Below are 25,273 nucleotides of genomic sequence, written 5' to 3' on the forward strand. Positions count from 1 at the left end.
GTCCGCTCAGGCGTTGGTAGAGGGTGGCGCGCTTTACTGCAGCGGCGAAAAACCGGTGGGCCGCAGCAGCCGCGATTGCAGGCGCACAACGGCCCCGAGCTCGCGGTTAAGCCGCGAAAACGCTGCCCAGCGCGGGTCCGCTGCCATGGCTGTGCGCCGTGCGATGCGATCGTCGAGGCTGGCATAGCCCCAGATGTGCACCACCTGGTTGACGTCGCCGAACTCGCTGGTGAAAAAGCCGACCAGGTTACCCAGGTGTTCGCTTTGAACGTCCAGCGCATGGCTTTGGTACAGGGCTAGCCAGTCGGCCATTTTCAGTGGGTCGAGGGTGTAGGTTCTCAGTTCGTAGTACATGCCGGGGTCTCCGTGTGGGTGGCCGGCGCCTGCAGGCGCGCGGTGATGTGGTTGGCAGCGAGCCAGCCGAAGGTGAGGGCAGGGCCCAGGGTGATGCCGGGGCCGGGGTAGGTGCCCTTCATCAGTGAGTTCATGTCGTTGCCGACCGCATACAGCCCGGCAATTGGCTGGCCGCTACGGTCAAGCACATTGGCATCGGCGTTGGTCACCAGGCCACGGGCCGACCCGAGGTCGCCGGTGTGAATGCGGATGGCGTAGAACGGCCCGTTGCTCAACGGCGCCAGGCAGGGGTTGGGCGTGTGTTGCGGGTCGCCCATGTAGCGGTTGTAGCTGTTGCCGCCTTTGCCGAACGCACGGTCGATGCCATTGCGGGCATCCGTGTTGAACTGCTCGAGGGTTTGCGCGAACACTTTGGGCTCTACGCCAATGGCCTGGGCCAGGGCTTGCGGTGTCGCGGCCCGGTACAGGTAGCCGGCGTCGATCAACGCCTGGTTGTTCACAGGCTTCGGCCGCGCCAGGCCGAGCCCATAGCGGTTCATCGCCTCGGCATCGCACACCAGCCAGCAGCTGGCAATGCCGTTGGCGAACATGGTCTGCACGAAGTGGTGGTAGGAGTCGGACTCGTTGACGAAGCGCCGCCCGGTCGGGTCTACCGCAATCACGCCAGGCTTGGCGCGGTCGGTGACCAAATGCGGGAAGCGCTCCCGCTGGCCACCGGGATGGCGCCGTTCGGAAACCGGCGCCCAGAAGAAGTTGGCCGCCAGGCCTTCGCCCTCGGCGGCCGACACCGCCTGACCAAGGCGCAGGGCGGCACCGTCGTTGAAGGGGGGCGACATGGTCAGGTGCGGCGCCTCTTGGGCGGGGCGGTAGCTGGCGGCCAGTGCGCCTGCAGCGAACCCGCCCATGGCGCACACCACACCGCCACGTGCCATTACCCGCTGACGCCGGCCCTCGTGCAGTACAACCACGCCGGTCACCACGCCGTGCTCGACAATCAGCTCTTCGGCTTCGCTGCGCAACCACAGTTGCGTGCCATGGGCGAAGGCACTGGTGGCCAGGCGGGCGATCAATGCGTTGCCGGTGGTAAGCCGAGTGCCACGCGGGTGCCTTAGGCGGTCCCGCGCGTAGCGCACTATCAGTTTCAGGCAATGCCACAGCGAGCCGGGCGAGCGGCGAATACTGAGAAAATGCTGGATATCCACGCGGTTGACCATCATGCCGCCGAACAGCAGCATGCCGGGCGGTGGCATCTGCAGGTCCTTGAAGCGCTGGCCAAGGTGCTTGCCGTCGTACTCGACCATTTCCAGTGCCCGGCCGAACTGCGTGGCGCCGGGTGCATCCGGGTAATAATCGGGTGAGTGCGGGCGTAAGGCATAGCGCAGTTCGGTGTGGCGCTCCAGCCAACGCAGTGCCTGGTGCCCATGCTCGATGAAGGCGTCGCCCAGCATGGGGTCGTAGCCATCACCGATGACGTGTTTGAGGTAGGTGCGCATGGCCTCGGGGGAGTCCTTGGCACCCGCGTCCCGGGCCTGATCGGTGCCGTACAGCCATACCGCACCGCCGGAAATCGCCGAGGTGCCGCCAAAGCGTTCGGCCTTTTCCACGACCAGCACCTTCAGCCCGCGGCAGGCCGCCGTGGCCGCCGCAGCCAAGCCGCCGGCGCCACTGCCCAGTACCACCAGGTCAACGCTGTGTTGTGTGTGTTCAAGGGTCGCCATGGCTTCAGATCTCCAGCGGCGTCACGCCCATGAAGGCGCCAAGGTGGCCGAGTTGGGCGTAGGCCATTTCCGGGCCCGTCTGGATCGGGCAGCCGACTTGCCGTGCGCGGTTCAGCAGTGGGGTGATTTCGGGCGAAGTGACCACGTCGGCCACCAAGGTGTCGGGTTGCAGGGTAGCCAGCAGGGCGGCGGGCAGTGGCAGCTCTGCGCTTGTGCCCATGCCGACCGGGGAGGCGTTGGCCACCAGGTCGAAGTCTTCCAGCCCACTGAACTGTGTGCTCACCGTAAGCCCAGGGAAGGCATTGCCGAGCAGTTCGCACACCGCCTCCATGCGCGTTGTGCTGGGGTCGCTGAGGGTAATGCTGGCAATGCCTGCCTCGCCCAGCGCATAGGCGATGGCACTGCCAACACCGCCGCAACCGATCACCAATGCCCGCTTGCCCGTCGCTTTAAAGCCATGTTTGCGCGCAGCGCCCAGGAAGCCGGCGCCGTCGACGTTGTCGCCCAGCAGGCGCCCGTCGCGCTCGCGGCGTATCACATTGACCGACCCCAGTGCCGCCGCACGTTCGCTCAGGCTATCCAGGCGGTTGGCCAGGGCCTGCTTGTACGGCACGGTGACCACGCAGCCGCGCAGGTTTTGCCAGCCGCGCAGGGTGCCGGCAAAGCTGTCCAGCGCCGCCTGGTGCAGGTCGATGGGCAGCATGGCGAGGTTGCAGTTGTTGTGGGTGAACCAGGTGTTGAAGTTTTCCGGGGACTTCACCTGGGCGATGGGCGAACCGACGATGGCGACCAGTTCAGTGGAACCACGAATCATGCTGACCTCCTTATTGGCGTTGTTATGACGGCAAGCGTGAAGCAGCGGGGTGCGGGCAACAATGCGCTAATCGGTGGTTTAGTGCGATAATCGCAATCATGTTCCGGTTATCGCGTTAATCGGCTGTTTTTTCTCCCCACTTGCGAGCTGAAGGCATGAACACCCCCGCTATTCATCCCCGTGACCTGATTGCCGGCTTGCAGAAAGGCCTGGCCCTGATGCAGCTGTTCAGCGCCGAGCAGCCACGCCTGAGCGTGCCGCAGGCAGCCAGGCTGTCTGGCCTTACGCCCAGCGCCACCCGGCGCTTTTTGCTGACTTTGGTGCATGAGGGCTTTGCCGAAACCGACAGCCGCGAGTACTGGCTGACGCCCAAGGCGTTGCGCCTTGGCCAGGCGTATGTCGACTCGGCGCAACTGCCGCGCATGCTGCGGCCGATCGTCGAGCAGGTGGCGCGGCAGACCCAGGAGCATGTATCAGTGGGCACCCGCGATGGCGACGAGATCATCCACCTGGTGCGCAGCCGTTACAGCCATGTGGCGTCGTTGTCGATCAGGCCTGGTTCGCGGGTGCCGATGTATTGCACGGCGGGGGGACGGATATGGCTGGCTTGGCTGGATGAAAGCGAGCGGGATGACTACTTTGCACGCAACCCGCTGCGGGCACTGACGCCTTACACACAGACTGACCGTGGGCTGCTGGAGGCGGAATTGCTGCGGGTGCAAACGCAGGGCTTCTGTATTGTCGACCAGGAATATGAGATGGGTATGCGTGTGTTGGGGGTACCGCTGCTGGATCGGGCCGGGCAGTTGAAAGCAACGCTCACCATCACGACCCATGCTTCGCGCCTGAGCGTGGATGAAATTCGGTTGCGGTATGTGCCGACACTGTATGAGGCGCAGGCGTTGTTGCGGCCAGTTCTGGATTGAGGGGAATGTGTCGCAGCTGATGTCGGAGCAGTAATTGGGGCCGCTTTGCGGCCCATCGCCGGCAAGCCAGCTCCCACATTGACCGCACAATCCTGAACAGCTGCGCACTGAGTCGTCAGAACATGTTGAGCGGGTACTCGGTAATCACCCGCACTTCATCAATCTGGCCACCACGCTCCGAGCTACGGTAGCTGGCCTGCCGCACCCGGAACGACAAGTCCTTGGCTACGCCGGCCTGCACCACATAGCGTACTTCAACGTCACGCTCCCAGGCCTTGCCATCGAGGTCGCCGCCGGTGCCGCTCTTGAAGTCGGAGCCTTTCACATAGCGGGTCATGAAGTTCAGCCCTGGTGCGCCATAAGCGGCCATGTTCAGGTCGTATCGGGCCTGCCAGGACTTTTCGTTCTCGTAGTCGAAGTCCGAGTACTGCACCGAGTTGGCAAAGTTGTAGACCGCGTTGCCGTCTGGCCCGTACACGTAGTCGCCGGTGCCGGACACCTTCTGGTAGGCCAGGGTGAAGGCATGAGCGCCCAGCGTCCAGGTCCCCCCCAGGCTCCAGATGCGGTTGTCCAGGTCGCCACTGCGGGCTTGGCCGATGCTTTGCGTGTCGTAGGCGTTGAAGTCGAACTTAAGCGATTGGCCGGAACCCAGCGACAACAGGTAGCGGGTGTTCACGTAGTACTTGCGAAAGTGCTCGGCAGTTTTGGCGTAGTACAGGCTGCTGGAGAGCCGCTCATTGAACGTGTACACCCCGCCCAGGTAGTCCACGGCGGTCATGCGCCCGCTGTCGCGGGATGACTGGTTGCGGTTGGTCAGGCCGGTGAAGTGCCCCGCGTCCAACTGCAGATTGCGGATTTCCTTGCTGGTGAGCGAGAAGCCGTCGACGGTTTCCGGCAGCAGGCGGCTGTCGGAGGTGGCCAGCACAGGCACAGCCATGACCTGCGTGCCGTATTTGAGCACGGTGTTGGACGCGCGCATTTTCAGCACTGCGCCGGCTTTGCTCATGTCTTGCTTGGCGCCATGGCTGTCCTGCTCCAGCAAGCCCGTACCGCCCCCCGTGCGGCCGTCACCCGTGTCGAGCTTGAAGGCGTACTGGCCGATCAGGTCGATGCCAAAGCCGACGGTGCCTTGGGTGAAGCCGGACTGAAAGGTACCGATAAAGCCTTGGGCCCATTCCTCGCCGTAGTTTTGCCGTGCGCCGCTGGCGCGGTTGTCACGCTGCATGTACATGTTGCGTGCCTTGACAGACAGCTTGCTGCCTTCGATGAAACCTGCCGATTCGGACTGCTCGCTGGCCTGCAGCAAGGGGCTGGCAGACGCCAGCAACAGGGCGGTGACGCCGAGTGTGTTGATGCTCATTTCATGCTCCGTTTGCTTGTTCTAGTTAGATGGCAGCGTGATGCAAGGGGTGCCTGAGCCGTTTTGCAGGCGTGCAGAAGCCCTGTCCGCGCCTGTGCAGGGCGGAGCATTCGTACGTTTACAGATGGCTCAAGCGGGTGGTGCGCCCGCTGGCCGGCACCTGAGGTGCCGGCAGCGGGCCAGGTGGCCTCGGCCTATCGCTCGATCTGGCGATTCCAGCGGGCGTTCCATTCCGGACGTTGGGTGTTGACCTGGTCCCAGTCGATGGTAACGGCCGTTTGCAGGTAGGTCTGCATGGCCTCGACCTGGCCACGGGTCTTGTCGCTGGTCGGGGTGTTGGGGTTGGACGGGATCTGGTCACCCAGTTCCAGAGCCGGAGCCTGCGCTTCGGGGCTCAGCAGGAATTCGGCGAGCTTTTGCGCAAGCTCCGGCTGGTCGTTGTTGGCGGTGACGCATTCGGCCTGGTTGAGCACCACGGCGCCTTCCTTGGGCGCTGCGTACTCCACCGGGATGCCTTTGAGCTTCAGTGCCGTCACTTGGGTGGGGGTGAGCGGGAACAGTGCGGCTTCGTCGGTTTGCACCATTTCCGAGAGCTTGGCCGAGTTGGGGATGTACTCCAGCACGTTCGGGCCAACGTTCTGCTTCCAGGCAGCGAAGCCCGGGTTGACGTCGGTATCGGTGCCGCCGTGCAGGCGGTTGTACATCAGAAAACCGTGCAGGCCGAAGGTGGACGAGGCCATCGACTGGAACACCACCTTGTCTTTGAAGCGCGGGTCGGCCAGGTCATTCCACGAGGTGGGTGCGGCCCAGCCCTTTTCCTTGAACAGGCGGCTGTTGTAGGCCAGGCCGGTTACCCCCAGGCTGACGGCGGCGGCCTTGTCCTTGATCAGGGCCTTTTCCGGCAGCTGGGCCAGGGTCGGATTGGGCTTGAGCGTGCTGCACAGCCCCATGCCAATGGCGCGGTACATGATGCCGTCATCCAGCACCATCACATGGATCGACGGCTTGTTCGGCGTAGCTTGGACCTTGGCCAGGATGTCGGCCGACGTGCCGGGCACGATCACCACCTTTACATCGTTGGCCTTCTCGAACCGGGGCAGGATGTTGTCGCTGAACAGCCGTTCCATGGTGCCACCGTTCATGCCCAGGTACAGCGTGGGTTGGGCCATGGCGGGCAGGCAGGCGAACAGGCCGGGCACGGTGCAGAACAGGGCGAGCAAACGTTGCTTGTGCGTCATGACAGGTTTTCCTTGTGGTGGTGGTTGGGCTGAAAACGGTGGATGGAAAAGGCCGCGAGGCTGATGGCGGGTGTGCCCTGCAGGATGCATTGCGCCAGTGCTTCACCCGCCGCCGGGCCAATCTGGAAACCCGCGCCGGCAAAGCCGAAGCCGTGCAGCAGGCCGGGTCGTTGCAGGCTGGGGCCAAGCACCGGTTCGTCGTCGGGCAGGTAGCCTTCGGTGCCGCTCCAGGTGCGGATGGCTTGGGCACCGGCCAGGGCCGGGTACAGCTCGGTGGCGTTGCGCAATATGTCGAGCACGGCGGCCTGGCCCGGGCGTGCGGTGGTCGGGGTCAGGGCAAAGCCGCGCCCGCCGCCGAGCACGCAGTTGCCACGCGCTACCTGGCGGGCGTAGATACCGCCGCCTTCTACCCCGGTGCTGGCGGTCATGAACAGCGGCAGCGGCTCGGTGACCAGCATGGCCGGGTGGGCGGCGGTGAGTGGCACCGGTTCGCCGAACTGTTCGGCCAGTTGGGCCGACCAGGCGCCGGCGCAGTTCAACAGCCAGGGTGCCTTGAAGCACTGGCCGTTGCTGGTGTGTACGCTGAAGCGCTGGCCGTCGTGGTCCACATCAAGCACTTTGCACTGCTCGTGCACCTCGGCACCGCTGTGCCGGGCTGCCTGGGCGAACGCCGGCGATACAAGGCGAGGGTTGGCGTGGCCATCCTCGGGGCAATACGAGGCACCGACGGCGATGTCGCCCACCCAGGGAAAGCGTTGGCGCAGCTCGCGGCGTTCCAGCAGTTGCAGGCGCAGGTCAAAGGCCTGGGTACGGCGTGCATAGGCCTTCAGGGCATCGAAATCGGTTTCGCTGCGGGCCAGCTTCAGGTGGCCGCTGCGGGCGTACTCGCCGTCGATGCCGATCCATTCGCGCAGCTGCCCCCAAATGGCATGGGCGCGCATCGACAACGGCAGCTGAGCCAGCGAGCGTCCCTGACGGCGCACGCCACCGTAGTTCACCCCGCTGGAATGCGAGCCGCAGAAGTCGCGCTCCAGCAGCGCCACGTGCTGGCCAGCACGGGCCAGGGTCAAGGCAGCGCTGCTGCCGACGATGCCGCCACCGACGATGATGGCGTCCACTTCAAGCAGCCTCATGGCTTTATCTCCAGACCAAAGGGCAGCGGCTTGACCGGTGCCTGGCCGCGCAAGCGCCCGACCTGATCAATGGGCCGACCGCTTTCGCAGGCAATCAGCTCGGCGGCAGCGGCGCCGCACACACGGCCTTGACAGCGGCCCATGCCAACCCGGCACATGGCCTTGACCCGGTTGATTTCCCAGTGCCCGGCGCGCACGGTAGCGCGGATTTCCCCGGCGCTGACCTGCTCGCAACGGCACACGGTCAGCAGGTCGGAGGCTTGGCTGGCCCATTGTTCGGGGAACGGGAAGGCTTGCTCCAGGCCCTGACGAAAGCGCTGCAACGTGGCCAAGCGCTTTTCCAGCTGTCGCTGGCGTTGCGGGTTGCCACGCTTGCCGAGATCGGCCAGCAGCGTCAGGGCTGCCAGTTCGCCGGTCATTTCCGCACCATCGGCACCCAGGATGCCGGCACCGTCGCCCGCCAGGTACACGCCGGGGCTGCTGGCGCGGCCCTGGGGGTCACGTACCGGTAGCCAAGCGCGGTTGAGGGTGTTCCAGGCAAACTCGCAGCCCAGCAGGTCGGCCAGCTGGGTTTCGCTGCGCAGGGCGTGGGCGAAGGCCACGGCGTCGCAGGGCAGCTGATACTGCTGACCGTTGAGTGACCAGCGAACGCCGCTGGCGCGTTGTTCGCCGTCAATGCCGAGCAGGGTTACTCCCTGGTGCACCGGTATGCCTTTGCGGGCAAGCCATGCGCGGTAGTAAAGGCCTTTGGCAAAGGTGCCCGGCTGCAGCAGCAGGCGTGGCAGGGCACGTACCTGGGCGCTGAACGGCGAGGTGTCGAGCACTGCGCTGACCGTGGCGCCGGCCCTGGCGTACTGATAGGCCACCAGGTACAACAGCGGCCCACTGCCTGCCAGCACCACCCGCTCGCCGATGGCGCAGCCCTGGAACTTAAGGGCAATCTGTGCGGCGCCCAAGGTATAGACCCCAGGCAAGGTCCAGCCGGGGATCGGCAACACGCGGTCGGTGGCGCCGGTGGCGACAATCACCCGGTCGAACGCCAGGCGGTCGGCCAACTCGCCCTGTTGCAAGGTGTCCAGCACCTGCTGCTCGGCGTTCCACACCAAGGTATCCGGGCGGTAGTCGAGTTGCCCGCGCAGTTGCTCAAGGGTGGTATGCACGGCTTGTGCCTTGCCGGCCTCGAAACCGTACAACGCCTTGGCCGACCGGCGAAAGTTGGCTGGCTGCTGGCGGTAGATCTGCCCACCGCCGCGACTGGCTTCGTCCAGCAGCACCGGGCGCATGCCGTGGTCCACCAGGGTTTGCGCGGCGCGGATGCCGGCGGGGCCGGCACCGATGATCACGATTGCAGTCATGGACGGCGCCCCGGGTCGCGGGTGATGCACTGGCCGGCTTCCAGAAAGGTCGAGCAGGCGCGCACCCGGCGCCCATCCTGCAGGCGTACCCAACAGTCCTGGCAGGCACCCATCAGGCAGAAACCGGCGCGCGGCTCGGCGCTGAAGTCGCTGCCGCGCAGGTGCGTGGCATTGGTCAGGATAGCGGTCAGCAGGGTGTCGCCGTTCATGCCCTGGGCTGGCTGGCCGTCGAGCAAAAAGGGCAGCGGCTCGCGGTCGTGCTCGGCCACGCGCTTGAACAGGGGCATAGGGGCATTCCTTGTCATTGCTTGCCCACCAGTACGCGGTCCAGGCCGTAAACCCGGTCCAGGGCGACCATGGTCAGGGCGGTGACGGCGATCACCAGTGCCGAAACGGCGGCCATCATCGGGTCGATCGATTCGGTGGCGTACACGTACATGCGCACGGGCAGAGTCTGCGTGGCGGGTGAGGTGACGAAGATCGACAGCGTGACTTCGTCGAAGCTGTTGATGAACGCCAGCAGCCAGCCACCGGCCACCCCCGGCAAGATCATCGGCAGGGTCACTTTGCAGAACAGCGTGACGCGGCCTGCGCCCAGGCTCTGTGCGGCCTGCTCGGCGCTGCGGTCGATGCCAATGGCGGCAGCCAGCACCAGGCGCAGCACGTAGGGTGTAATGACCACCACATGGGCGAACACCAGCCAGGCGAAGCTGCCATTGACCCCAAGCAAGGCGAACAGCCGCAGCAGGGCTACACCCAGCACCAGGTGCGGGATGATGATGGGTGACAGCAGCAGCCCGTTGACAAAGCCCTGGCCCGGGAAGCTGTAGCGGGTCAGCGCCAGGCCAGCGGGTACGGCGATCAGGGTGGCCAGCGAGGCCGCCAGGGCGGCGAGTTTCAGGCTGTTGTAGAACGCGTCAAGGAAGTCGGCGCGCTCGAACACGGCGCTGAACCAGCGCAGCGAGAAGCCGGCGGTGGGCAGGCTCAGGGTGTTTTCCGGGGTGAATGCCACCAGGCACACCACCACCAGCGGGGCGAGCATGAACAGCATCACCAGGGCGTGAAAAGACAGGGCCAGCGGGCCGTTACGGGTCATGGGTTCAAACTCCAAGTGCGCGTTTGTAGCGGCGTTCCACCAGCCGGTTCCAGCTGAGCATCACCAGCAGGTTGATCAGCAGCAGGGCGACCGCGATGGTGGCGCCCATCGGCCAGTTCAGTTCGGCCAGGTACTGGTCGTAAATCATGGTGGCGACCATCTTCAGTCGGCGCCCGCCCAGCAGCCCGGGGATGGCGAACGAGCTGGCCGCCAGGCCGAACACGATCAGCGTGCCCGACAGCACGCCCGGCATGATCTGTGGCAGCACGATGCGGCGGAACACCGTCCACTGGCTGGCGCCCAGCGACAGTGCAGCCTGTTCGGCGGCCGGGTCGAGCTTCTGCAACGAGGTCCAGACCGGGATGATCATGAACGGCAGCATCACGTGGACCAGGCCGATGATCACCGCGAACGGGGTGTACAACAGCTTTATCGGCTGCCCACCGAGGGCGCTGATGCCTTGGTTGATCAGGCCGTCAGAGCCCAGCAGCAGGCTCCAGCCGAAGGCGCGCACCACCACCGAAATCAGCAGCGGGGTCAGCACCAGGATCAGAAAGATCGAGCGCCACGGCGCGCCCATGCGGCTAAGCACCATGGCCTCGGGGATGCCGATCAGCACGCACAGCAAGGTGACCAGGGCGCTGATCCAGAAGGTGCGAAAGAAAATCTCGTAGTAATAGGTGTCGGTCACCAGGCTCAGGTAATGGCTGAGGGTGTATTGGCCGGCCTGGATGCCGCTGCTGTAGTCGAACGCGTTGAACGACAGCAGCACGGTCAACCCCAGCGGCATTACCAGCAAGGCCAGGAACAACAGCAGGGCCGGGCTGCTCAGGCCGTAGCCCCAGGCGTTGTTGCGCAGTTTTGCCGTACTCATGCCGCCACCTCGGCCGCGTTCAGCACCCGCAGCAGGGCATCGTTCCAGTCCAGGCCAACCGGCGCACCTTCGTCCAGCGGCGCGCTGCCATCGTTGGCGCGGACCACGGCCAGGTTGCCCAGGGCAGTATCAACGCGGTATAGCCACTGGCTGCCGAGGAAGTAGCGGCAGCTGATGCGCCCTGACAGTTTGCCGCTGCCCGCCGGGCCGAGGCTGATCTTTTCCGGGCGCAGGCTGAGGGTCAGCGGCCCCTGGGGCGCTGCCTGCGGTTGGCCGCCAGAGCCGGTGACGCCACGCAGGCGGTTGGCCTTGCCGACAAAGTCGGAAATGAACGGCGTGCCCGGGTGTTCGTAGAGGCGGTAAGGGTCATCGACCTGGGTGATGCGCCCGGCTTCCATCACCACCACCCGGTCGCTGATCGACAAGGCTTCGGCCTGGTCGTGGGTGACCATCAACGTGGTAATGCCGACTTCATTCTGGATACGGCAGATCTCGAACTGCATTTCTTCACGCAGGTGTGCGTCCAGGTTGGACAGCGGCTCGTCCAGCAGCAGCACGGGCGGTTCAATCACCAGCGCGCGTGCCAGTGCTACACGCTGGCGCTGGCCGCCGGACAATTCCCGTGGGTAGCGGTCGGCATGCTTGTCCAGGCGCACCAGCGCCAGCGCCTGGTCCACGCGGCGGGCGATGTCGGCATTGCCTACCTTGCGCATGCGCAGGCCAAAGGCAACGTTGTCGCGCACGGTCATGTGCGGGAACAGCGCGTAGCTCTGGAACACCACGCCCAGGCCGCGGCTGGCTGGTTTGGCGTGGGTGATGTCGCGGCCATCGAGCACGATGCGGCCACTGGTGACCTCGACGAAGCCGGCAATCATCTGCAGGGTGGTGGTCTTGCCGCAGCCGGAAGGGCCGAGCAGGGAGACAAACTCGCCTTTTTCGATGGCCAGTGACGAACTGGCCACGGCCTCCGTGGCGCCATAGCGCTTGCAGAGTTTGTCGATCAACAGAAAGGTCATGGCTGTGCTCCATCGCAAACGGAACCGGGATAAACCGGCAGTTTCAGGGTGGGCAGAGCGCCAGCGGCGAAAAGCAATGCTTTTACGGACGTTGGCGCTCGCTTCTGTGGCGGCGGCCGATGTTGTGATATCGCCCTATGGACCGGAGAGTAGGGCAATGATTAGGATGGCGACAAAGGGTAATTTCACTGAGTGATAGCTATTTTGAAATTATTCCACTCAATGAAATTTGATAGGGTTTAGCGAAAAATGGATTCCGATGAACGAAATGGTCAAGCCAGGGAAGTGGGTGTCAGTGCCGTGTCGCGTTTGTTCGCCGTGTTGCGTGCGCTGGGTGATTGCGGTGGCGAGGGCGAGAAGGTCAGCCAGCTGGCCCAGCGGGTTGGCCTGGCACAGCCCACCACACACCGGTTACTGCGCAGCCTGATCGAAGAGGGCATGGTCGACCAGTGTGCGACCAGCAAGCGCTACCGCCTGAGCCTGGATTTCTTTGCCCTGGCGGCCAAGGCCGGGCAGGTCGGCAATTTGCGCGATGTGGTGCGCCCCAGCCTGCTGCGGCTTTCTGCTTCGCTGGGGGATTCGCTGTTTCTGCTGGCGCGTTCGGGGTTTGACGCGGTGTGCCTGGACCGCAGCGAAGGGCCTTACCCGATCCGCACCTTTACCGGCGACATCGGCGGCCGTGTGGCCTTGGGCGTGGGGCAGGGCAGCCTGGCCATTCTGGCTTTCCTGCCTGAGGAGGAGCGTGACGAGGTGATCCGTTATAACCTGCCGCGGCTCAAGGATTTTCACCATTACGACGAAGTGCTGCTGCGTGCCGAAATCGACAATGTGCGCAGCCTGGGGTATGCCGGGCGCAACACCGGGGTACTCGACGGCATGGCCGGCCTGGCAGTGCCAATTCTGGACCGTAATGGTCATGCGGTGGCGGCCTTGAGCGTGGCGACCATCAGCGACCGCCTTGGGCCTAACCGCATGCCGACTGTGGTGGCCTTGCTCAAGCGGGAGGCGGCGGCGATCGGCGAACGGGTCAACCCGTTCGACCCGGTGCTGCGCCGCCCCTCGCATGTGTTTGGCTAAGGCCTATTCCACCGCCTCGGCCACACCTTGGTCCTCACCCAGGAACCCGCCGCTCTGGTGTTGCCACAGCCGGGCATAGGTGCCCTTTTTCGCCAGCAACTCAGCGTGGGTACCTTGCTCGATGATGCGGCCTTCATCCATCACGATCAGCCGGTCCATGGCCGCAATCGTCGACAGCCGGTGGGCGATGGCGATGACGGTCTTGCCTTGCATCATTTCATCCAGGCTTTCCTGAATGGCCACTTCCACCTCCGAGTCCAGAGCGCTGGTGGCTTCGTCCAGCAGCAGGATCGGCGCGTTCTTCAGCATCACCCGGGCAATGGCAATGCGCTGGCGCTGGCCGCCGGACAGCTTGATACCGCGTTCACCCACCAAGGTGTCGTAGCCACTGCGGCCTTGGCGGTCACTGAGCTGGCTGATGAACCCATCGGCCTGGGCATTGGCCGCCGCAGCGCGGATCTGCGCTTCGGTGGCATCCGGGCGGCCGTAGGCGATGTTGTCGCGGATCGAGCGGTGTAGCAGCGAGGTGTCCTGAGTGACCATGCCGATGGCGCTGCGCAGGCTGTCCTGGGTGACCTTGGCGACGTCCTGCCCATCAATGCGGATGACACCGCTGTCCACGTCATAGAAGCGCAGCAGCAAGTTGATCAAGGTGGATTTGCCTGCGCCTGAGCGGCCGACCAGCCCGACCTTTTCGCCTGGGCGAATGTGCAGGCTCAGGTCGTTCAGGACCTGGCGCTCGCCGTTGTAGTTGAAGCTGACCTTGTCGAACGTTACTGCGCCGCCCTGAGTCACCAGTTCGCCTGCATCGGTTGCATCCTGCACCTTGGGGCCGTGGGTGAGGGTGGCCATGCCGTCCTGCACGGTGCCGATGCTCTCGAACAACGAGGTCATCTGCCACATGATCCAGTGCGACATCCCGTTGATACGCAGGGCCATGGCGGTGATTGCCGCGACTGCACCGGTGCCGACCTGGCCTTGGTGCCACAGCCACAGCGCATAGCCGCCGGAGCCGAAGATCAAGCCCACCACCAGCGCCTGGTTGACGATTTCGAACTGGCTGACCAAGCGCATCTGGCGAAAGCCGGTCTGCTTGAAGTCCTCCATGGCCGCACGGGCGAAGTGCGCTTCGCGCCTGGAGTGCGAGAACAGCTTTACCGTCGTGATGTTGGTGTAGGCATCGGAAACCCGCCCAGTCATCGACGACCGCGCGTTGGCCTGTTCCTGCCCGACCTTGCCCAGGCGCGGCACGAAGTACAGCATCGCCAGCCCGAACAGAGCCAGCCAGGCAATGAACGGCAGCATCAGCTTCAGGGCAAAACCACCCGCCAGGGCAATGATTGCAATGAAGTACACGCCGATACCGGGCAGTATTTCGATGACGGTGAACAGCACCTCGCGTACCGCCAAGGCTGTCTGCATCACCTTGGTGGTGACCCGGCCCGAAAACTCGTCAGAGAAGAACGACAAGCTCTGGCGCAGCATCAGCCGGTGAAAGTCCCAGCGCAACCGCAGCGGCAAGTTGATCGCCAGCACTTGGTGTTGAACCATGGTACGCATTGCCACCAGCCCGATGCTGGCCACCAGGACGATACCGATGCCCCACAACACACGGCTTTCCTCAGCACCTACGGCACCCCCGGCCTGCCAGTTCGAGAGCAGGTCGACCACTTGGCCGAGGAAGGCAAACAGCCAGGCTTCGTAAACCGATACCCCGGCACTGAGCAGGGCCAGGGCAAGAATGTAGCCGCGGGCGCCCCGGGTGCAGGCCCACATGAAGCGCAGCAGGCCCACCGGGGGTGGCGGCACTTCGTCAGGGGGGAAGGGGTCGAGCCAGCGTTCAAAAACACGAAACATGTGGGTCTCCGCAAATCAGGTTTTGCTTACCGGGTAACCATACCGCACATCCAGGCATTCGCCTGCTGGCATAACCTTTTCTCATCAAGTCATCGCCCGAAATGTCGCTGTATGCACGGTGAACGAAAGTTCAGGCTTCTGCACTGAGCCGGCTTCGAGCTTTGCGACGCTGCAGCAAGGTCGAGGGTTGACACCTCGCGTGTCGCTCCACCATTATCCAGCCTAATCCACGCAGCGGGCTTTCCCCCATGTCCATGTCCAACCACGCCATCTTCGCTTCGGGCTTCATTGCCCAGGCAGGCGCGTGCGTTGCCGTTGCCAAGAAATCCAAGAAACAGCCGCTCATCTGACCGAGGCGCGCTGTCTCGTCAGGTGGGCTGACGAGACAGAAGGCGCTAGGTATCCCTGCCAGACCACTTCGACTCTTCACCCTCTGACGCTGACTTTCGGTCAACATCAGGAGTTTTTGCATGTCGAATTTCCGTGGTATCTGGATCGCCCTCGTCACGCCAATGCGCGCCAATGAAATCGACTTTGCCGCCTTGGAAAAACTGGTGAAGAAGCTGCTCGAGGACGGCGTGGCCGGTTTTGTGGTGTGCGGTACCACGGGCGAGGCGGCGGCACTGTCCAAGGCCGAGCAACTGGCAGTGCTGGATGCGGTGCTGGCCTGGGTGGAGCCGGGCAGGGTGGTGATGGGCCTGTCGGGTTACAACCTGCGTGAGCTGCTAGCGTTTCAGGCTGAAGTCCAGCAGCGTGACATTGGCGGGTTGCTAGTCCCTGCACCGTGCTACATCCGCCCTTCGCAGGCCGGTCTCGAAGCCTTCTTCGCCACTGTGGCCGATGCCGCCCGCGTGCCAGTGATCGTGTACGACATTCCCTATCGCACGGGCGTGCGCATCGAGCGTGAAACCCTGCGCCGAATCGTGCGTCACCCGCGCATTGCAGCCGTCAAGGATTGTAGCGGCGACAGCGAGACCACCCTGGCCCTGATCGAGGGTGGCCATGCCCAGGTGCTGGCGGGTGAAGACCTGCAGATCTTCAACAACCTGTGCCTGGGTGGTGCTGGGGCTATTTCAGCCTCCGCGCACGTGCGTGCCGACCTGTATGTGCGCATGCTGCAGCAGGTCGACAGCGGTGACTGGGTGGCTGCGCGCGGCACGTTCTACCAGTTGCTGCCCTGGATCAAGCTGGCTTTTACCGAGCCCAACCCGGCGGTGGTGAAGGCAGCGTTGCAGTTGCAAAACCTGATGGCAGACGAGCTGCGCGAACCGATGCAAGCGTGCACGGATACGACCCGGGACAGGCTGCAACGCGTGCTGGGCTCACTCGGCGCCTAAAGAGGCAGCGGCTGTTGCCGGGCATGGATCTGGTGATTTTCCCGGAGTACAGCCTGCTGGGCATCATGTACGCCCCGGCAGAAATGATGGAAACCGCCGTGGCCGTACCCGGCGTGGAAACCGAAGTGTTCGCCCAGGCCTGCCGCAAGGCCAATGTCTGGGGCGTGTTCTCGCTGACCGGCGTGCGCCTGATGCTCGGCTGCTACATGTCGCATACCCGTAAAGCCGTGATGCCGGTGGTCGAGCGCGCTGATGGCTTGCTGTTCTATCCCACGCCTTAAGAGGGTTTCGAGTACTCGCCCAACATCGTCTATGGCGGGCCGACACCTAACCAGAACAGCGCGCCGCTGGCGGCCTACCTGACCCGTCATTATGGTGCCAGGGTCGCCTTCGTCGGCTCGGACTACATCTACCCCCGGGAAAGCAACCACGTCATGCGCCATCTGTACAAGCAGCATGGCGGCGAAGTGGTGGAGGAGGCTTACATGCCACTGTACCCCTCGGCCGATGACCTGGCCCAGGTGGTGGAGCGGGTGGTTCGCTCTGCTCCGGATGTGGTGTTCTCGACCGTGGTCGGTACGGGTACGGCAAGTTTCTATCAGGCATTGGCGCAGCGTTACGGTAATGGTCCTCGGCCGCCCATTGCCAGCCTGACTACCAGTGAGGCCGAAATCGCCGAGATGGGCGCCAAGGTGGCAACATCGTCGTGGCGCCGTATTTCACCAGCGTCGACTCGTCACAAACCCACGCGTTCGTCAGCGCGTGTCGGGCGTTTTTCCCGGCTGATGTGCGCATCACCTTCTGCTCGGCGGCCGCCATCAGGGTTGTTTTAGCCAAGCCTTCAGCAGCACCTTACCCGAGAGACCGAAGCTTCGCGATATCTCGGCTCGGTGGGGCCCCAAACATCCGGCTGTATTCACGGCTGAACTGTGACGGACTTTCATAGCCCACCTTGAATCCGGCTGTAGAAACATCCAGACCCTCTGAGATCATCAACCTGCGTGCATGCTGCAGGCGAAGTTGTTTTTGATACTGCAAAGGACTCATTGCGGTGACAGCCTTGAATCGGTGGTGAAGCGTCGAGTTACTCAAATTGGCATAGCTCGCTAGCTCATCAATATGCAATGGTTGTGCATAATTGTTGTTCAGCCACTCAATGGCCCGAGTAACGCGATGGGTCTGGCTATCGGTTATGGCTATCTCATGTAAACGCTGACCCTGCTGGCCTTTGAGCAGCCGGTAGAAAATTTCTCTTAGTGCTAGCGGCGCCAACGCTGGGATATCCGATGGCACATCCAATAGACGTACCAATCGCAGCATTGCATCGAGCAACGAGCTATCGATCTTATCCAGATATAGCCCTCGGTGGGGCTGTTGGCTCGGCACGCCGATAGGACTGACGTCTGCGATCAGCTGAGCGATTTCTGCCGGATCGATATCCAGGCGGATGCAGAAATAGGGCTTCTCTGAGGATGCCTCTGTCACTTGACCCGCTAAAGGTAGGGTTACCGAGACGACCAGATAGTTCAAAGGGTCGTAGACATAGCTTTCTTCCCACAACTGCACCTGTTTACGGCCCTGCACAACGATGCATAGCCCCGGTTTATGGACAGTATGGATCACATCGGTTGGAGTATCACTGCGTATGAAATGCAGCGGAGCAATTCCCGTCTGAAACACGCCATAGGTGGGAGCATAACGATGCATGGTTGATGCTAGCTCGGCCCTCAGACGCGTCAGCTCTTCGTCCCTATCATCCACTGCCATTACCTCCCATTAGACTGGTTCTATTGCAGAGAATAAATTGGTCCGCAGCCTTTTGGGTAGATGCTAATAGACACCCTTCAAATGCAAGAGCCCGGCGGGCCGGGCTCTCGGTAGGATGGGCTATATGCGTCAGGCATAGGTGGCACGATCCGCATCGACTTTAGCCACTCTACGGGCATTAAGACGTTCCGCACCATCTTCAGCCACACGGCGGTCATTCAGGCGATCAGCACCGTCCTCAGCTACACGGCGGTCATTCAGGCGATCGGCACCGCCCTCGGCCACGCGGCGGTAATTGAGACGATCTCCACCCCCCTCGACAACAAGGGGTGCCATCACTTCTTTGCAGGTCTGATGGGTCCAACTGCCAATCTCTTTGGCTGGCAGTGCCATCGAACTTGCACTGAGAGCAGATAAGGCAATTCCAATCATCATGGTATGTACAGTTTTCATGACAGCGACTCCGTAATTTGCGATGGATTCGTTGCCGGTTGTCAGTGCAAAGCGTGACGTGGATTCCTGTTTGTTGCAGGCTCGGTCGCTCTGATGGCCGGCGGCAGAAGCGGGTTCGCTTTCTGCTTGGGCTCAGATTACGGCGGCGGTGAGCAGGCCGTTATTTGGTTCCTGCGAGGCTTTTGCATATTCCTGCGCCGGGCCGCCTTCCGGCAGATTCACCCGAGCGCAGCGCCTTCGAGATTAATCACCGATTCACATCGAACACCAGTTTGCCGCGAATATGTCCTCCCCGGCTTAGCATCAAAGCCTCAGCCGCGCTGGAAAGCGGAACGACCTCAACCTCGGCGTGTAGCTTCTTCTCAGCAAACAATTTCGCTATCTCCGCTAACTGGCGCCCGTCCGACCGGGTTGCGAAATTTTTGCTGACTACGCCGTACTCACGTGCTTTCTGCGCGTTGGGTGTGCTGACAGGCGAGACTAACGCCCCACCGCGTTTGATCACCGTCCAGGAGCGATCCTGAGTGTCTCCGCCGACCAGATCAATGACGGTATCGACATTGCTGACGAGGTTCTCGAACTGTTGTGCGGTGTAATCAATGAACTGATGGGCGCCGAGTGATCGGAGGTAGTCTCGGTTTCTGGCCGAGCCTGTTGCCACTACATGAGCGCCGGCCAGCCGTGCTAACTGGACCGCGAAACTACCCACCCCTCCTGCTGCACCGTGAATCACAACAGTCTGGCCTGGCTTGATTTCGGCGTGTTCGTGCAGCGCCTGCCAAGCAGTAAGCGCTGCGGCAGGAATTCCACCGGCGTGAAGAAGTGACAACCCATCGGGTTTGTGCGCAAGCTTGTCGGGCGTTGCAAGAGCCTGGGTGGCGTAACCACCGCCTATTCCAATGAATCCGAACACCTCATCACCCAGGGCGTATTCGTGAATATTCTTTCCAACTGCTGCAATGGTGCCGGCAACCTCTACACCCGGCGTGTAGGGGAAGGACATTGGGATGAACTCCTTCATGGCCCCCGAGAGAATCTTCCAGTCAATCGGATTGATTCCGCTGCCGGCAACGTCAATGAGAACCTGGTCATCGTTGGGCACCAGCTCTTCAAGCTCTATCAGCTCAAGCCGTTCAATCTGACCGTACTCTGCCACTTGGATAGCTTTCATGAACTTCCCCGTCTGTAGGTAATGGGTTATCAAGTCGATGTTTGGCAGGGCGCGTCAGTTACTGGCGACGCGCGTCCAAGCTGAAGCGTCCTGCGCCGTAGGCCACGATCTGCAGCAAACCGCCGGCCATCGCGATGTTCTTGAAGAAGTGAATGAATTGGTTCTGATCGGCCAGAGCACTGTGGAAGATCACCGCAGTGAGGACACTGAAAAGCGCCAACCCTGCTGCGACAACACGGGTTTTATACCCGGCGATCAGAGCTACACCGCCGGCTATTTCCACGAGAATGGCAAGCGTCAGCGCTAAGGAAGGAAACGGCAGACCAACTGAACTGATGTAGCCGATCATCATGGCCGGCGCGCCTACCTTGGATACGCCTGAGAGGATGAAGATCGCGCTCAGAAAAATGCGACCTACTAGTGCGGCGGCACCAGCTGTTGCAGCCGAAGGATGAGAGGCTGAGCTTGAAATGGTGATGGCGTGAGGCATGGCATACGTTCCTTGGTGTAAGCATTCCGGAATGGAACGCTGGTATGAGTAAGTCTGGAACAGCCTCACATAGCTGAATAGTCGCTTAATTTCGTGGTTTACGTTCGATGAGATAGATAAGCATGTTTGCTTTTTGCCCGCTGGCATCGCATGAACTCCAACGCCGACCACTTGCGCAGGATCGTGCATGTTGACCGCAGGAATCGGATAACCCAGCCCAGCCAAGGCTTCTTACTCTTGCTTCACCACCTGCCTGTCGGCGGTGGCCCCTCAAGCCAGAAACAGGAGTACGAAAATGCACGGCATCGAACAAAAAGTCATCGTGATCACCGGCGCCAGCAGTGGTATCGGCGAAGCAACAGCCCGCCTGCTTGCCAGCAAAGGCGCTCGCGTGGTCCTGGGCGCCCGCCGCACCGATCGCCTGGAAACTCTGGCCAGGGAGATTCGTTCAGCAGGCGGTATCGCTGATGTCCAGGCGCTGGATGTCACCAACCTTGATGACATGCAGTCCTTTATCGACTTCGCTGTCGAACTGCACGGACGCGTCGACGTGCTGATCAACAATGCCGGCGTCATGCCGCTTTCGAAACTCGAAGCGCTCAAGGTAGATGAGTGGAATCGGATGATCGATGTGAACATTCGCGGCGTCCTGCACGGCATTGCCGCAACGCTGCCGCTCATGCAAGAACAGCGCGCCGGTCAGATCATCAATATTGCCTCGATTGGAGCCTACGCGGTAAGCCCGACCGCTGCGGTGTACTGCGCCACCAAATATGCCGTACGAGCCATTTCCGAGGGCTTGCGCCAGGAGGTGGGCGGTAACATCCGGGTCACCGTCATTGCCCCAGGCGTCACCGAGTCCGAACTGGCCGACAGCATTTCCGATGAGGGCGGGCGTGCCGAGATGCGCGAGTTCCGCAAGATCGCGATTCCAGCCTCGGCGATTGCCCGGGCGATCGCCTACGCCGTAGAACAGCCTGCGGATGTCGATGTCAGCGAACTGATCGTGCGTCCAACCGCAAGTCCATTCTGAACGTCCGGTCGACAGCGAGGAAATGCCATGGGTGAACCACTTGGAGATCAGGATAAATACGTTGGCATGTGGGTGACGGCTGACGGTCGCATTCGCCATGAGCTCCTGCCTGGCGGCCGCTATGACGAAGCCCGCGGAGGGCAACAAAGCGCGTACCAAGGTCGATACTGGCTAGAGGGTGATCACATCGAGTATGTGGATGACACCGGATTTACTGCCGACGGGGAGTTTCGAAGCAACGTGCTGTATCACGCAGGGATGATTCTCTATCCCGAGCGTTGAGGGGCCGGCCGGAATGGAGACATTCCGGCTTTTTTTTCGACTTTTACCTTTCAGAACACGCATCCAGAGCGGATTCTTTACATCCCCTACGGGGCCGCGAACGGCCTTGACTGTTGAAAGCCTAGGCTTGAACTTCAAGTCCACCCTGTGAGACCAATGCCCGAGATGGCTCGTTTGTGTCGGCGTACTAACTGAGGTGACGATTCCCATGGATGTCATAGAGCGGACTTCAGCCCATGGCCTGGAGGCTTACATTCGGGGTGAGCGGCTTGCCGCCTCGGACGTTCTGGCCGATAGGGATATGTTGGTGCAGATCTTTAACCGGGAGCGTAAGGAAGAGAGCTTTATCGTGCCCGCCGTAGCTGAGCCCTTGCTCGTGTGGATCATCTCCGGTAATGCTGCCGTTCAGGAGCGTGAGCTTGACGGCGACTGGCAATGTAGCCAAGTGTCCAAAGGTGATTTCTTCTTGACTACCTCGGCACAACCTTACGAGATGCGCTGGAACGTAGATGGTGTAGAACCATTTGAGGTCATGCATATCTACCTCGGCATCCCGCTTTTGGAAAAAGCCATCCATGAGGTCTTGGGCGGGTCTGTGGAAGCGGTTCGACTAAGTGAAGTCTCGGGCGGGCGTGACGATGGGTTGTCCGTTCTACTGGAGCAAGTTCGCCTGGAACTGACGGGGCACAGGGCTAGCCCTCTTTATCTTCAGGGGTTGGCCCAGTGCATCGCCATTCACCTTGCCCGCAGCTACCTGGACAGCTCAGCGGACGATATCGTGCGCCGCAATGCATTGCCTGCTTACAAGCTGCGCCGTGTGCTGTCGGCAATGGAGGCGAATCTGGCTGATGAATTCAATCTCGGGCACTTGGCCGAAATAGCTGGGATGAGCGAGTACCATTTCAGCCGGATGTTCAAAAAAGCCGCTGGTTATTCCCCGTCGCAGTTCTTTATCAGACTGAGGATGGCAAGAGCCCGGCAGCTCCTAATCGAAACGGATCGGAGCGTGATCGATATAGGCTTGGAGATCGGATACAGCAGCCCAAGCCATTTTTCTCAGGTGTTCAAACGTGAGGTTGGCGTCACGCCCACTCAATACCGTAAATAGTGAGTAGTCCACGCCAGTCAGAGGTTCTGGGGACGGAATTGCTGGCGAAAGTCCAAGATTTCCCCCGCCACCATGAATTGACCGCCTCCCCTGTAGTGCAGCGTTCTAGGCTGCTCCACCGAGCGATCTACATGCGCTTTGACCACTTGCCAGATGAACAGACCGTACTCGTCGATCAGCTTCGAGTCATACAGCTGGCATTCGAAACTGGCATAGCACTCGGCTATCAGCGGCGCTTCAACCTGCGTCGCAGCTGTCGGGGTAAGACCGAATTGGCCAAACTTGTCCACAGCACTGCCCGTATTGTTGCCCACCGCGACGACTTGGTCCGCCAGCTCTAGGGTGGGTACGTTGATCACGCATTGCTGGCTGTTGCGGATCAGTTCGTAGCTATGGTTCCCCGACCAGATGTAGCAGCCCAAAAGGGCTGGATCGAATTGCATCATCATGTGCCAGCCCATGGTCATGATGTTACTTTCGCCGTTCCAGGCTGAGGTCACGAGCACTATGGGCCCGGTTTCCAGATGCTGGCGAACGTTGATGAGGGGGAAGTCGGATTTTCGAAGTGCGGTCATGACGGCTCCGTTGAATAGGTCTGGTAGCAAGAAAACGCGTTGTGCTGCCAATGCAGCACAACGCGGACAAGGCGAAGGATTAACCTACCGGGACGCTCATGCCGCCATCGGCCATGACCACCGAACCGACAATGAAGCTGGCGCGCTCGGAAGCCAGGAAAGAGACAATCTCGGCGATCTCTTCCGGTGCTGCAGCTCGACCGATCGGCGCGGACTTGCCATGCTCTTGCAGGAACCCACGACCGTCTTCCATAAAGTGGTTCAACAGGTTGGTAACCACATCTCCCACGCCAATGGCATTGACCCGAATGCCATGCTCAATCGCTTCCAGCGCCTGGGTACGCGTCAACTGTGCTAAGGCGCCTTTGGACGCGGTATAGGCCGCGATACCGGGAAATGCGAAGTAGGACGCGTACGAGGCGATGTTCACGATCGCGCCACTCTTGTTCTTCATCATCTCCTTCATCGCCTCTCGGGAGTGGAGAAACGCCCCTGTCACGTTAGTTTGCATCTGCCATTCCCAATCTTCGCGGGTCATTTCGACGAGGGGCTTGTACAAGATGCGACCGGCGTTATTGACCAGGACGTCCAGCTGGCCAAACTTCTCTACCGCCAACGCCACCGCTTGCTCGGCAGAGCCGTCAACGGTGATATCGGCGACGAAAGGAACCAGGCCGGGACGCTCAAGTGCGTTGACTTTCGGGTCGATATCCTCGGCAATGACTTTCGCTCCACGGCTGTGAAGGAGCTCGGCGATGGCCTTGCCGATGCCGCTGGCCGCGCCGGTTACCAGCACCACTTTGCCTGCCACTTCGTTTGGGGTTGGGATGAAGTCAGTCATTTTGATGTCTCCAAGTCAGGAATTGGTTGTCACTTTCGACGGTGCCAATTTCTCTCTTTTGGACATTCGACTCCTTGGCGACCTTGCTTTGCCTGTCGGAGTTTTGCTTCTTTCATGCACTCGGCAGCGTGCTAGCCCGGCATCATCACGGGGGAGTCCACGGTGTAAGCCGCCTGGGCAGGATCGAAGTACTCACGAATATGCGTCAGCTTACCCTCACAAACGCTAACTTCATGGTTCTCAACAAACGTTTCGAAATGTTGTTTGAGAAGCTCGGCGGCTGAATACATAGGTTCACCTCGTGGTACCGGAGTCTTGCGACTATTGAGGCCCAGGCACCGCAGCGCGCGGATCTGGTCTATGAGCAACAGCCTAACAGGGGCCTAGCTGGCTAAAAACCAGAAGAATATCGAAGGGTTTATTCTGCTTATTTGACAACGCTAGAGAGCTTCGGCTTGCTGGCCGAAGCGTTTGATGAGCCATAGACCAGCCGGCCCAGGCGGTGAGTCAGTCCGGTAGATAACGTCAAACGCGTAAGAGCCGCCTCTGCAATCGGGTAGATCGAGATGGACAAGATGTCCCGCATTGAGGTCCGCCTGGACCATAGGTAAGGGCATGTTGCCCCAGCCAATGCCTTCCTTGAGTAGCATGTGTTTTGCGCCTAAGTCCGCGAGCCGCCATGTACGGGGGCTCACTACGGCAAAATCTCTGTCCCCGGTAAGCGTTGATCGGTCTGACAACACCAATTGGATGTGATTTCTTGCCGCTCCAGGGTCGTTGCGGCCGGCGAGGGCAAGTGGGTGCGCCGGGGCTGCAACGGGTACCAACTCAACACTGCCTACGCCGACACGCTCAAGGCCATCCCTCCCCAGGTCAAGGGGGCCACTGATCCCAATGCCAGCTTTTTTCTCAAGTACTAGTTGGGTGACCGCACCGAGCGCTTCCATGTGTAGATGCAAAGCCACGGTGGGAAATACCTGTCTAAAAGTCCTGAGCGCATCGACCACCCGCTCCGCTGGCAGCATTACATCCAGAGCAAGATGCACCTCTGCTTCGAGACCGTGCAACAGTCCAGACACCTTCGATCGCAGTCCGTTGACCCCGTTGATGATCGTTCGTGCTTCGGCCAACACTGTACGTCCAGCCTCTGTCAGCTTTGGTTTACGTGTCGTCTTGCGGTCAAAAAGTGATACCCCAAGCTGCATCTCGAGATTGGAAATGGAATAGCTCACCACGGACGTTGCACGATGCAGTTTCCTTGCAGCACCGGCAAAGCTTCCCACCTCTACGACCGTCAGGAGAACTTTCAGCTGGTCTAGAGTTGGTGTGCCAGAATCTGAGATCATTTTTACCAGCTCGGGCATATTGGATTAAGACATGCTATTTGGGGTGCATCAT

25 protein-coding genes and 1 pseudogene are annotated in these 25,273 nt (G+C 61.4%); 7 read left to right on the forward strand and 19 right to left on the reverse strand.

Going from position 1 to position 25,273, the window contains the following annotated elements; genetic code table 11:
• Window positions 1–33: 33 nt before the first annotated feature.
• Genes PM2_RS26530 through PM2_RS26540 form a run of 3 tightly spaced genes read right to left on the reverse strand, consistent with a single transcriptional unit; the run spans window position 34 to window position 2,886 of the window.
• Window positions 34–354 carry an NIPSNAP family protein gene (locus tag PM2_RS26530; RefSeq protein WP_025753224.1) on the reverse strand — a complete coding sequence of 107 codons (321 nt, stop codon included), beginning with the start codon at window positions 352–354 and terminating at the stop codon, window positions 34–36.
• Window positions 339–2,072: an FAD-dependent oxidoreductase gene (locus PM2_RS26535; protein ID WP_028699990.1), complete on the reverse strand. Its 1,734-nt coding sequence runs from the start codon at window positions 2,070–2,072 to the stop codon at window positions 339–341. The genes PM2_RS26530 and PM2_RS26535 overlap by 16 nt, the downstream gene beginning before the upstream one ends.
• Before the next feature lie 4 nt (window positions 2,073–2,076).
• Window positions 2,077–2,886 (reverse strand): shikimate dehydrogenase family protein, encoded by an 810-nt coding sequence (locus PM2_RS26540; protein WP_028699991.1) that lies wholly within the window; start codon window positions 2,884–2,886, stop codon window positions 2,077–2,079.
• Window positions 2,887–3,041: 155 nt separating this feature from the next.
• Here PM2_RS26540 and PM2_RS26545 point away from each other — a divergent pair, with 155 nt between their 5' ends.
• Window positions 3,042–3,812 carry an IclR family transcriptional regulator gene (locus PM2_RS26545; RefSeq protein ID WP_028699992.1) on the forward strand — a complete coding sequence of 257 codons (771 nt, stop codon included), beginning with the start codon at window positions 3,042–3,044 and terminating at the stop codon, window positions 3,810–3,812.
• 115 nt (window positions 3,813–3,927) lie between these two features.
• Here the strand turns inward: PM2_RS26545 and PM2_RS26550 are convergent, their stop codons facing one another.
• The 8 genes from PM2_RS26550 to PM2_RS26585 form a co-directional block, all read right to left on the reverse strand.
• Complete coding sequence (locus PM2_RS26550) at window positions 3,928–5,172, reverse strand: OprD family porin (RefSeq protein ID WP_028699993.1); 1,245 nt, start codon at window positions 5,170–5,172, stop codon at window positions 3,928–3,930.
• 194 nt (window positions 5,173–5,366) lie between these two features.
• Window positions 5,367–6,410 carry a polyamine ABC transporter substrate-binding protein gene (locus PM2_RS26555; protein ID WP_019099336.1) on the reverse strand — a complete coding sequence of 348 codons (1,044 nt, stop codon included), beginning with the start codon at window positions 6,408–6,410 and terminating at the stop codon, window positions 5,367–5,369.
• Window positions 6,407–7,543, reverse strand: coding sequence for an NAD(P)/FAD-dependent oxidoreductase (locus tag PM2_RS26560; protein WP_016714354.1), 1,137 nt, complete (start codon window positions 7,541–7,543; stop codon window positions 6,407–6,409). Before PM2_RS26560 ends, PM2_RS26555 begins: the two co-directional genes overlap by 4 nt.
• Complete coding sequence (locus tag PM2_RS26565; RefSeq protein WP_016714353.1) at window positions 7,540–8,898, reverse strand: FAD/NAD(P)-dependent oxidoreductase; 1,359 nt, start codon at window positions 8,896–8,898, stop codon at window positions 7,540–7,542. The genes PM2_RS26560 and PM2_RS26565 overlap by 4 nt, the downstream gene beginning before the upstream one ends.
• Complete coding sequence (locus tag PM2_RS26570) at window positions 8,895–9,185, reverse strand: (2Fe-2S)-binding protein (RefSeq protein WP_016714352.1); 291 nt, start codon at window positions 9,183–9,185, stop codon at window positions 8,895–8,897. Before PM2_RS26570 ends, PM2_RS26565 begins: the two co-directional genes overlap by 4 nt.
• 14 nt (window positions 9,186–9,199) lie before the next feature.
• Entirely contained in the window at window positions 9,200–9,994 is a 795-nt protein-coding gene (locus tag PM2_RS26575; protein WP_016714351.1) for an ABC transporter permease, read from the reverse strand.
• A gap of 4 nt (window positions 9,995–9,998) precedes the next feature.
• Window positions 9,999–10,868 carry an ABC transporter permease gene (locus tag PM2_RS26580; protein WP_016714350.1) on the reverse strand — a complete coding sequence of 290 codons (870 nt, stop codon included), beginning with the start codon at window positions 10,866–10,868 and terminating at the stop codon, window positions 9,999–10,001.
• Complete coding sequence (locus tag PM2_RS26585) at window positions 10,865–11,884, reverse strand: ABC transporter ATP-binding protein (RefSeq protein ID WP_016714349.1); 1,020 nt, start codon at window positions 11,882–11,884, stop codon at window positions 10,865–10,867. Before PM2_RS26585 ends, PM2_RS26580 begins: the two co-directional genes overlap by 4 nt.
• A 249-nt stretch (window positions 11,885–12,133) precedes the next feature.
• Between PM2_RS26585 and PM2_RS26590 the strand changes: the two genes are divergently transcribed.
• On the forward strand, window positions 12,134–12,961 hold the full coding sequence (locus PM2_RS26590; RefSeq protein ID WP_028699994.1) for an IclR family transcriptional regulator: 828 nt from the start codon (window positions 12,134–12,136) through the stop codon (window positions 12,959–12,961).
• A gap of 3 nt (window positions 12,962–12,964) precedes the next feature.
• On the opposite strand, the gene PM2_RS26595 is transcribed toward PM2_RS26590, so the two are convergent.
• Entirely contained in the window at window positions 12,965–14,818 is a 1,854-nt protein-coding gene (locus PM2_RS26595; RefSeq protein WP_016714347.1) for an ABC transporter ATP-binding protein, read from the reverse strand.
• A 470-nt stretch (window positions 14,819–15,288) separates the two neighbouring features.
• Between PM2_RS26595 and dapA the strand changes: the two genes are divergently transcribed.
• On the forward strand, window positions 15,289–16,155 hold the full coding sequence (gene dapA / locus PM2_RS26605) for a 4-hydroxy-tetrahydrodipicolinate synthase (protein WP_016714345.1): 867 nt from the start codon (window positions 15,289–15,291) through the stop codon (window positions 16,153–16,155).
• Between the two features lie 23 nt (window positions 16,156–16,178).
• Window positions 16,179–16,972 (forward strand): annotated as a pseudogene (locus tag PM2_RS31665) (transporter substrate-binding protein); the annotation flags it as partial.
• A gap of 35 nt (window positions 16,973–17,007) precedes the next feature.
• On the opposite strand, the gene PM2_RS26615 reads toward PM2_RS31665, so the two are convergent.
• The 4 genes from PM2_RS26615 to PM2_RS26630 all read right to left on the reverse strand — a co-directional run bounded on the left by PM2_RS26615 (window position 17,008) and on the right by PM2_RS26630 (window position 20,036).
• Window positions 17,008–17,922, reverse strand: a complete 915-nt coding sequence (locus PM2_RS26615; protein WP_016714343.1) for an AraC family transcriptional regulator — start codon at window positions 17,920–17,922, stop codon at window positions 17,008–17,010.
• 129 nt (window positions 17,923–18,051) lie between these two features.
• Window positions 18,052–18,375: a hypothetical protein gene (locus tag PM2_RS26620; protein WP_028699996.1), complete on the reverse strand. Its 324-nt coding sequence runs from the start codon at window positions 18,373–18,375 to the stop codon at window positions 18,052–18,054.
• 247 nt (window positions 18,376–18,622) lie between these two features.
• Window positions 18,623–19,546 (reverse strand): NADP-dependent oxidoreductase, encoded by a 924-nt coding sequence (locus PM2_RS26625; RefSeq protein WP_028699997.1) that lies wholly within the window; start codon window positions 19,544–19,546, stop codon window positions 18,623–18,625.
• Between the two features lie 58 nt (window positions 19,547–19,604).
• Entirely contained in the window at window positions 19,605–20,036 is a 432-nt protein-coding gene (locus PM2_RS26630) for a DoxX family protein (protein WP_016714340.1), read from the reverse strand.
• 295 nt (window positions 20,037–20,331) lie between these two features.
• Between PM2_RS26630 and PM2_RS26635 the strand changes: the two genes are divergently transcribed.
• The 3 genes from PM2_RS26635 (at window position 20,332) to PM2_RS26645 (ending at window position 22,459) form a co-directional block, all read left to right on the forward strand.
• Complete coding sequence (locus tag PM2_RS26635) at window positions 20,332–21,069, forward strand: SDR family oxidoreductase (protein WP_016714339.1); 738 nt, start codon at window positions 20,332–20,334, stop codon at window positions 21,067–21,069.
• A gap of 27 nt (window positions 21,070–21,096) precedes the next feature.
• Window positions 21,097–21,351 (forward strand): Atu4866 domain-containing protein, encoded by a 255-nt coding sequence (locus tag PM2_RS26640; protein ID WP_016714338.1) that lies wholly within the window; start codon window positions 21,097–21,099, stop codon window positions 21,349–21,351.
• A 208-nt stretch (window positions 21,352–21,559) separates the two neighbouring features.
• The gene (locus tag PM2_RS26645; protein WP_016714337.1) at window positions 21,560–22,459 is read left to right on the forward strand and encodes an AraC family transcriptional regulator; all 900 of its coding nucleotides are present in this window, start codon (window positions 21,560–21,562) and stop codon (window positions 22,457–22,459) included.
• Between the two features lie 17 nt (window positions 22,460–22,476).
• Here PM2_RS26645 and PM2_RS26650 read toward each other — a convergent pair whose 3' ends face one another.
• The 3 genes from PM2_RS26650 to PM2_RS26660 all read right to left on the reverse strand — a co-directional run bounded on the left by PM2_RS26650 (window position 22,477) and on the right by PM2_RS26660 (window position 25,221).
• The gene (locus PM2_RS26650) at window positions 22,477–23,034 is read right to left on the reverse strand and encodes a flavin reductase family protein (RefSeq protein WP_016714336.1); all 558 of its coding nucleotides are present in this window, start codon (window positions 23,032–23,034) and stop codon (window positions 22,477–22,479) included.
• Between the two features lie 79 nt (window positions 23,035–23,113).
• Window positions 23,114–23,875 carry an SDR family NAD(P)-dependent oxidoreductase gene (locus tag PM2_RS26655; protein WP_016714335.1) on the reverse strand — a complete coding sequence of 254 codons (762 nt, stop codon included), beginning with the start codon at window positions 23,873–23,875 and terminating at the stop codon, window positions 23,114–23,116.
• A gap of 440 nt (window positions 23,876–24,315) precedes the next feature.
• A complete protein-coding gene (locus tag PM2_RS26660) occupies window positions 24,316–25,221 on the reverse strand; it encodes a LysR family transcriptional regulator (protein WP_028699998.1) in 906 nt (301 codons plus the stop codon).
• Between the last annotated feature and the right edge of the window lie 52 nt (window positions 25,222–25,273).

It is taken from the genome of Pseudomonas monteilii NBRC 103158 = DSM 14164, from assembly GCF_000730605.1.
Classification (GTDB): domain Bacteria; phylum Pseudomonadota; class Gammaproteobacteria; order Pseudomonadales; family Pseudomonadaceae; genus Aquipseudomonas; species Aquipseudomonas monteilii.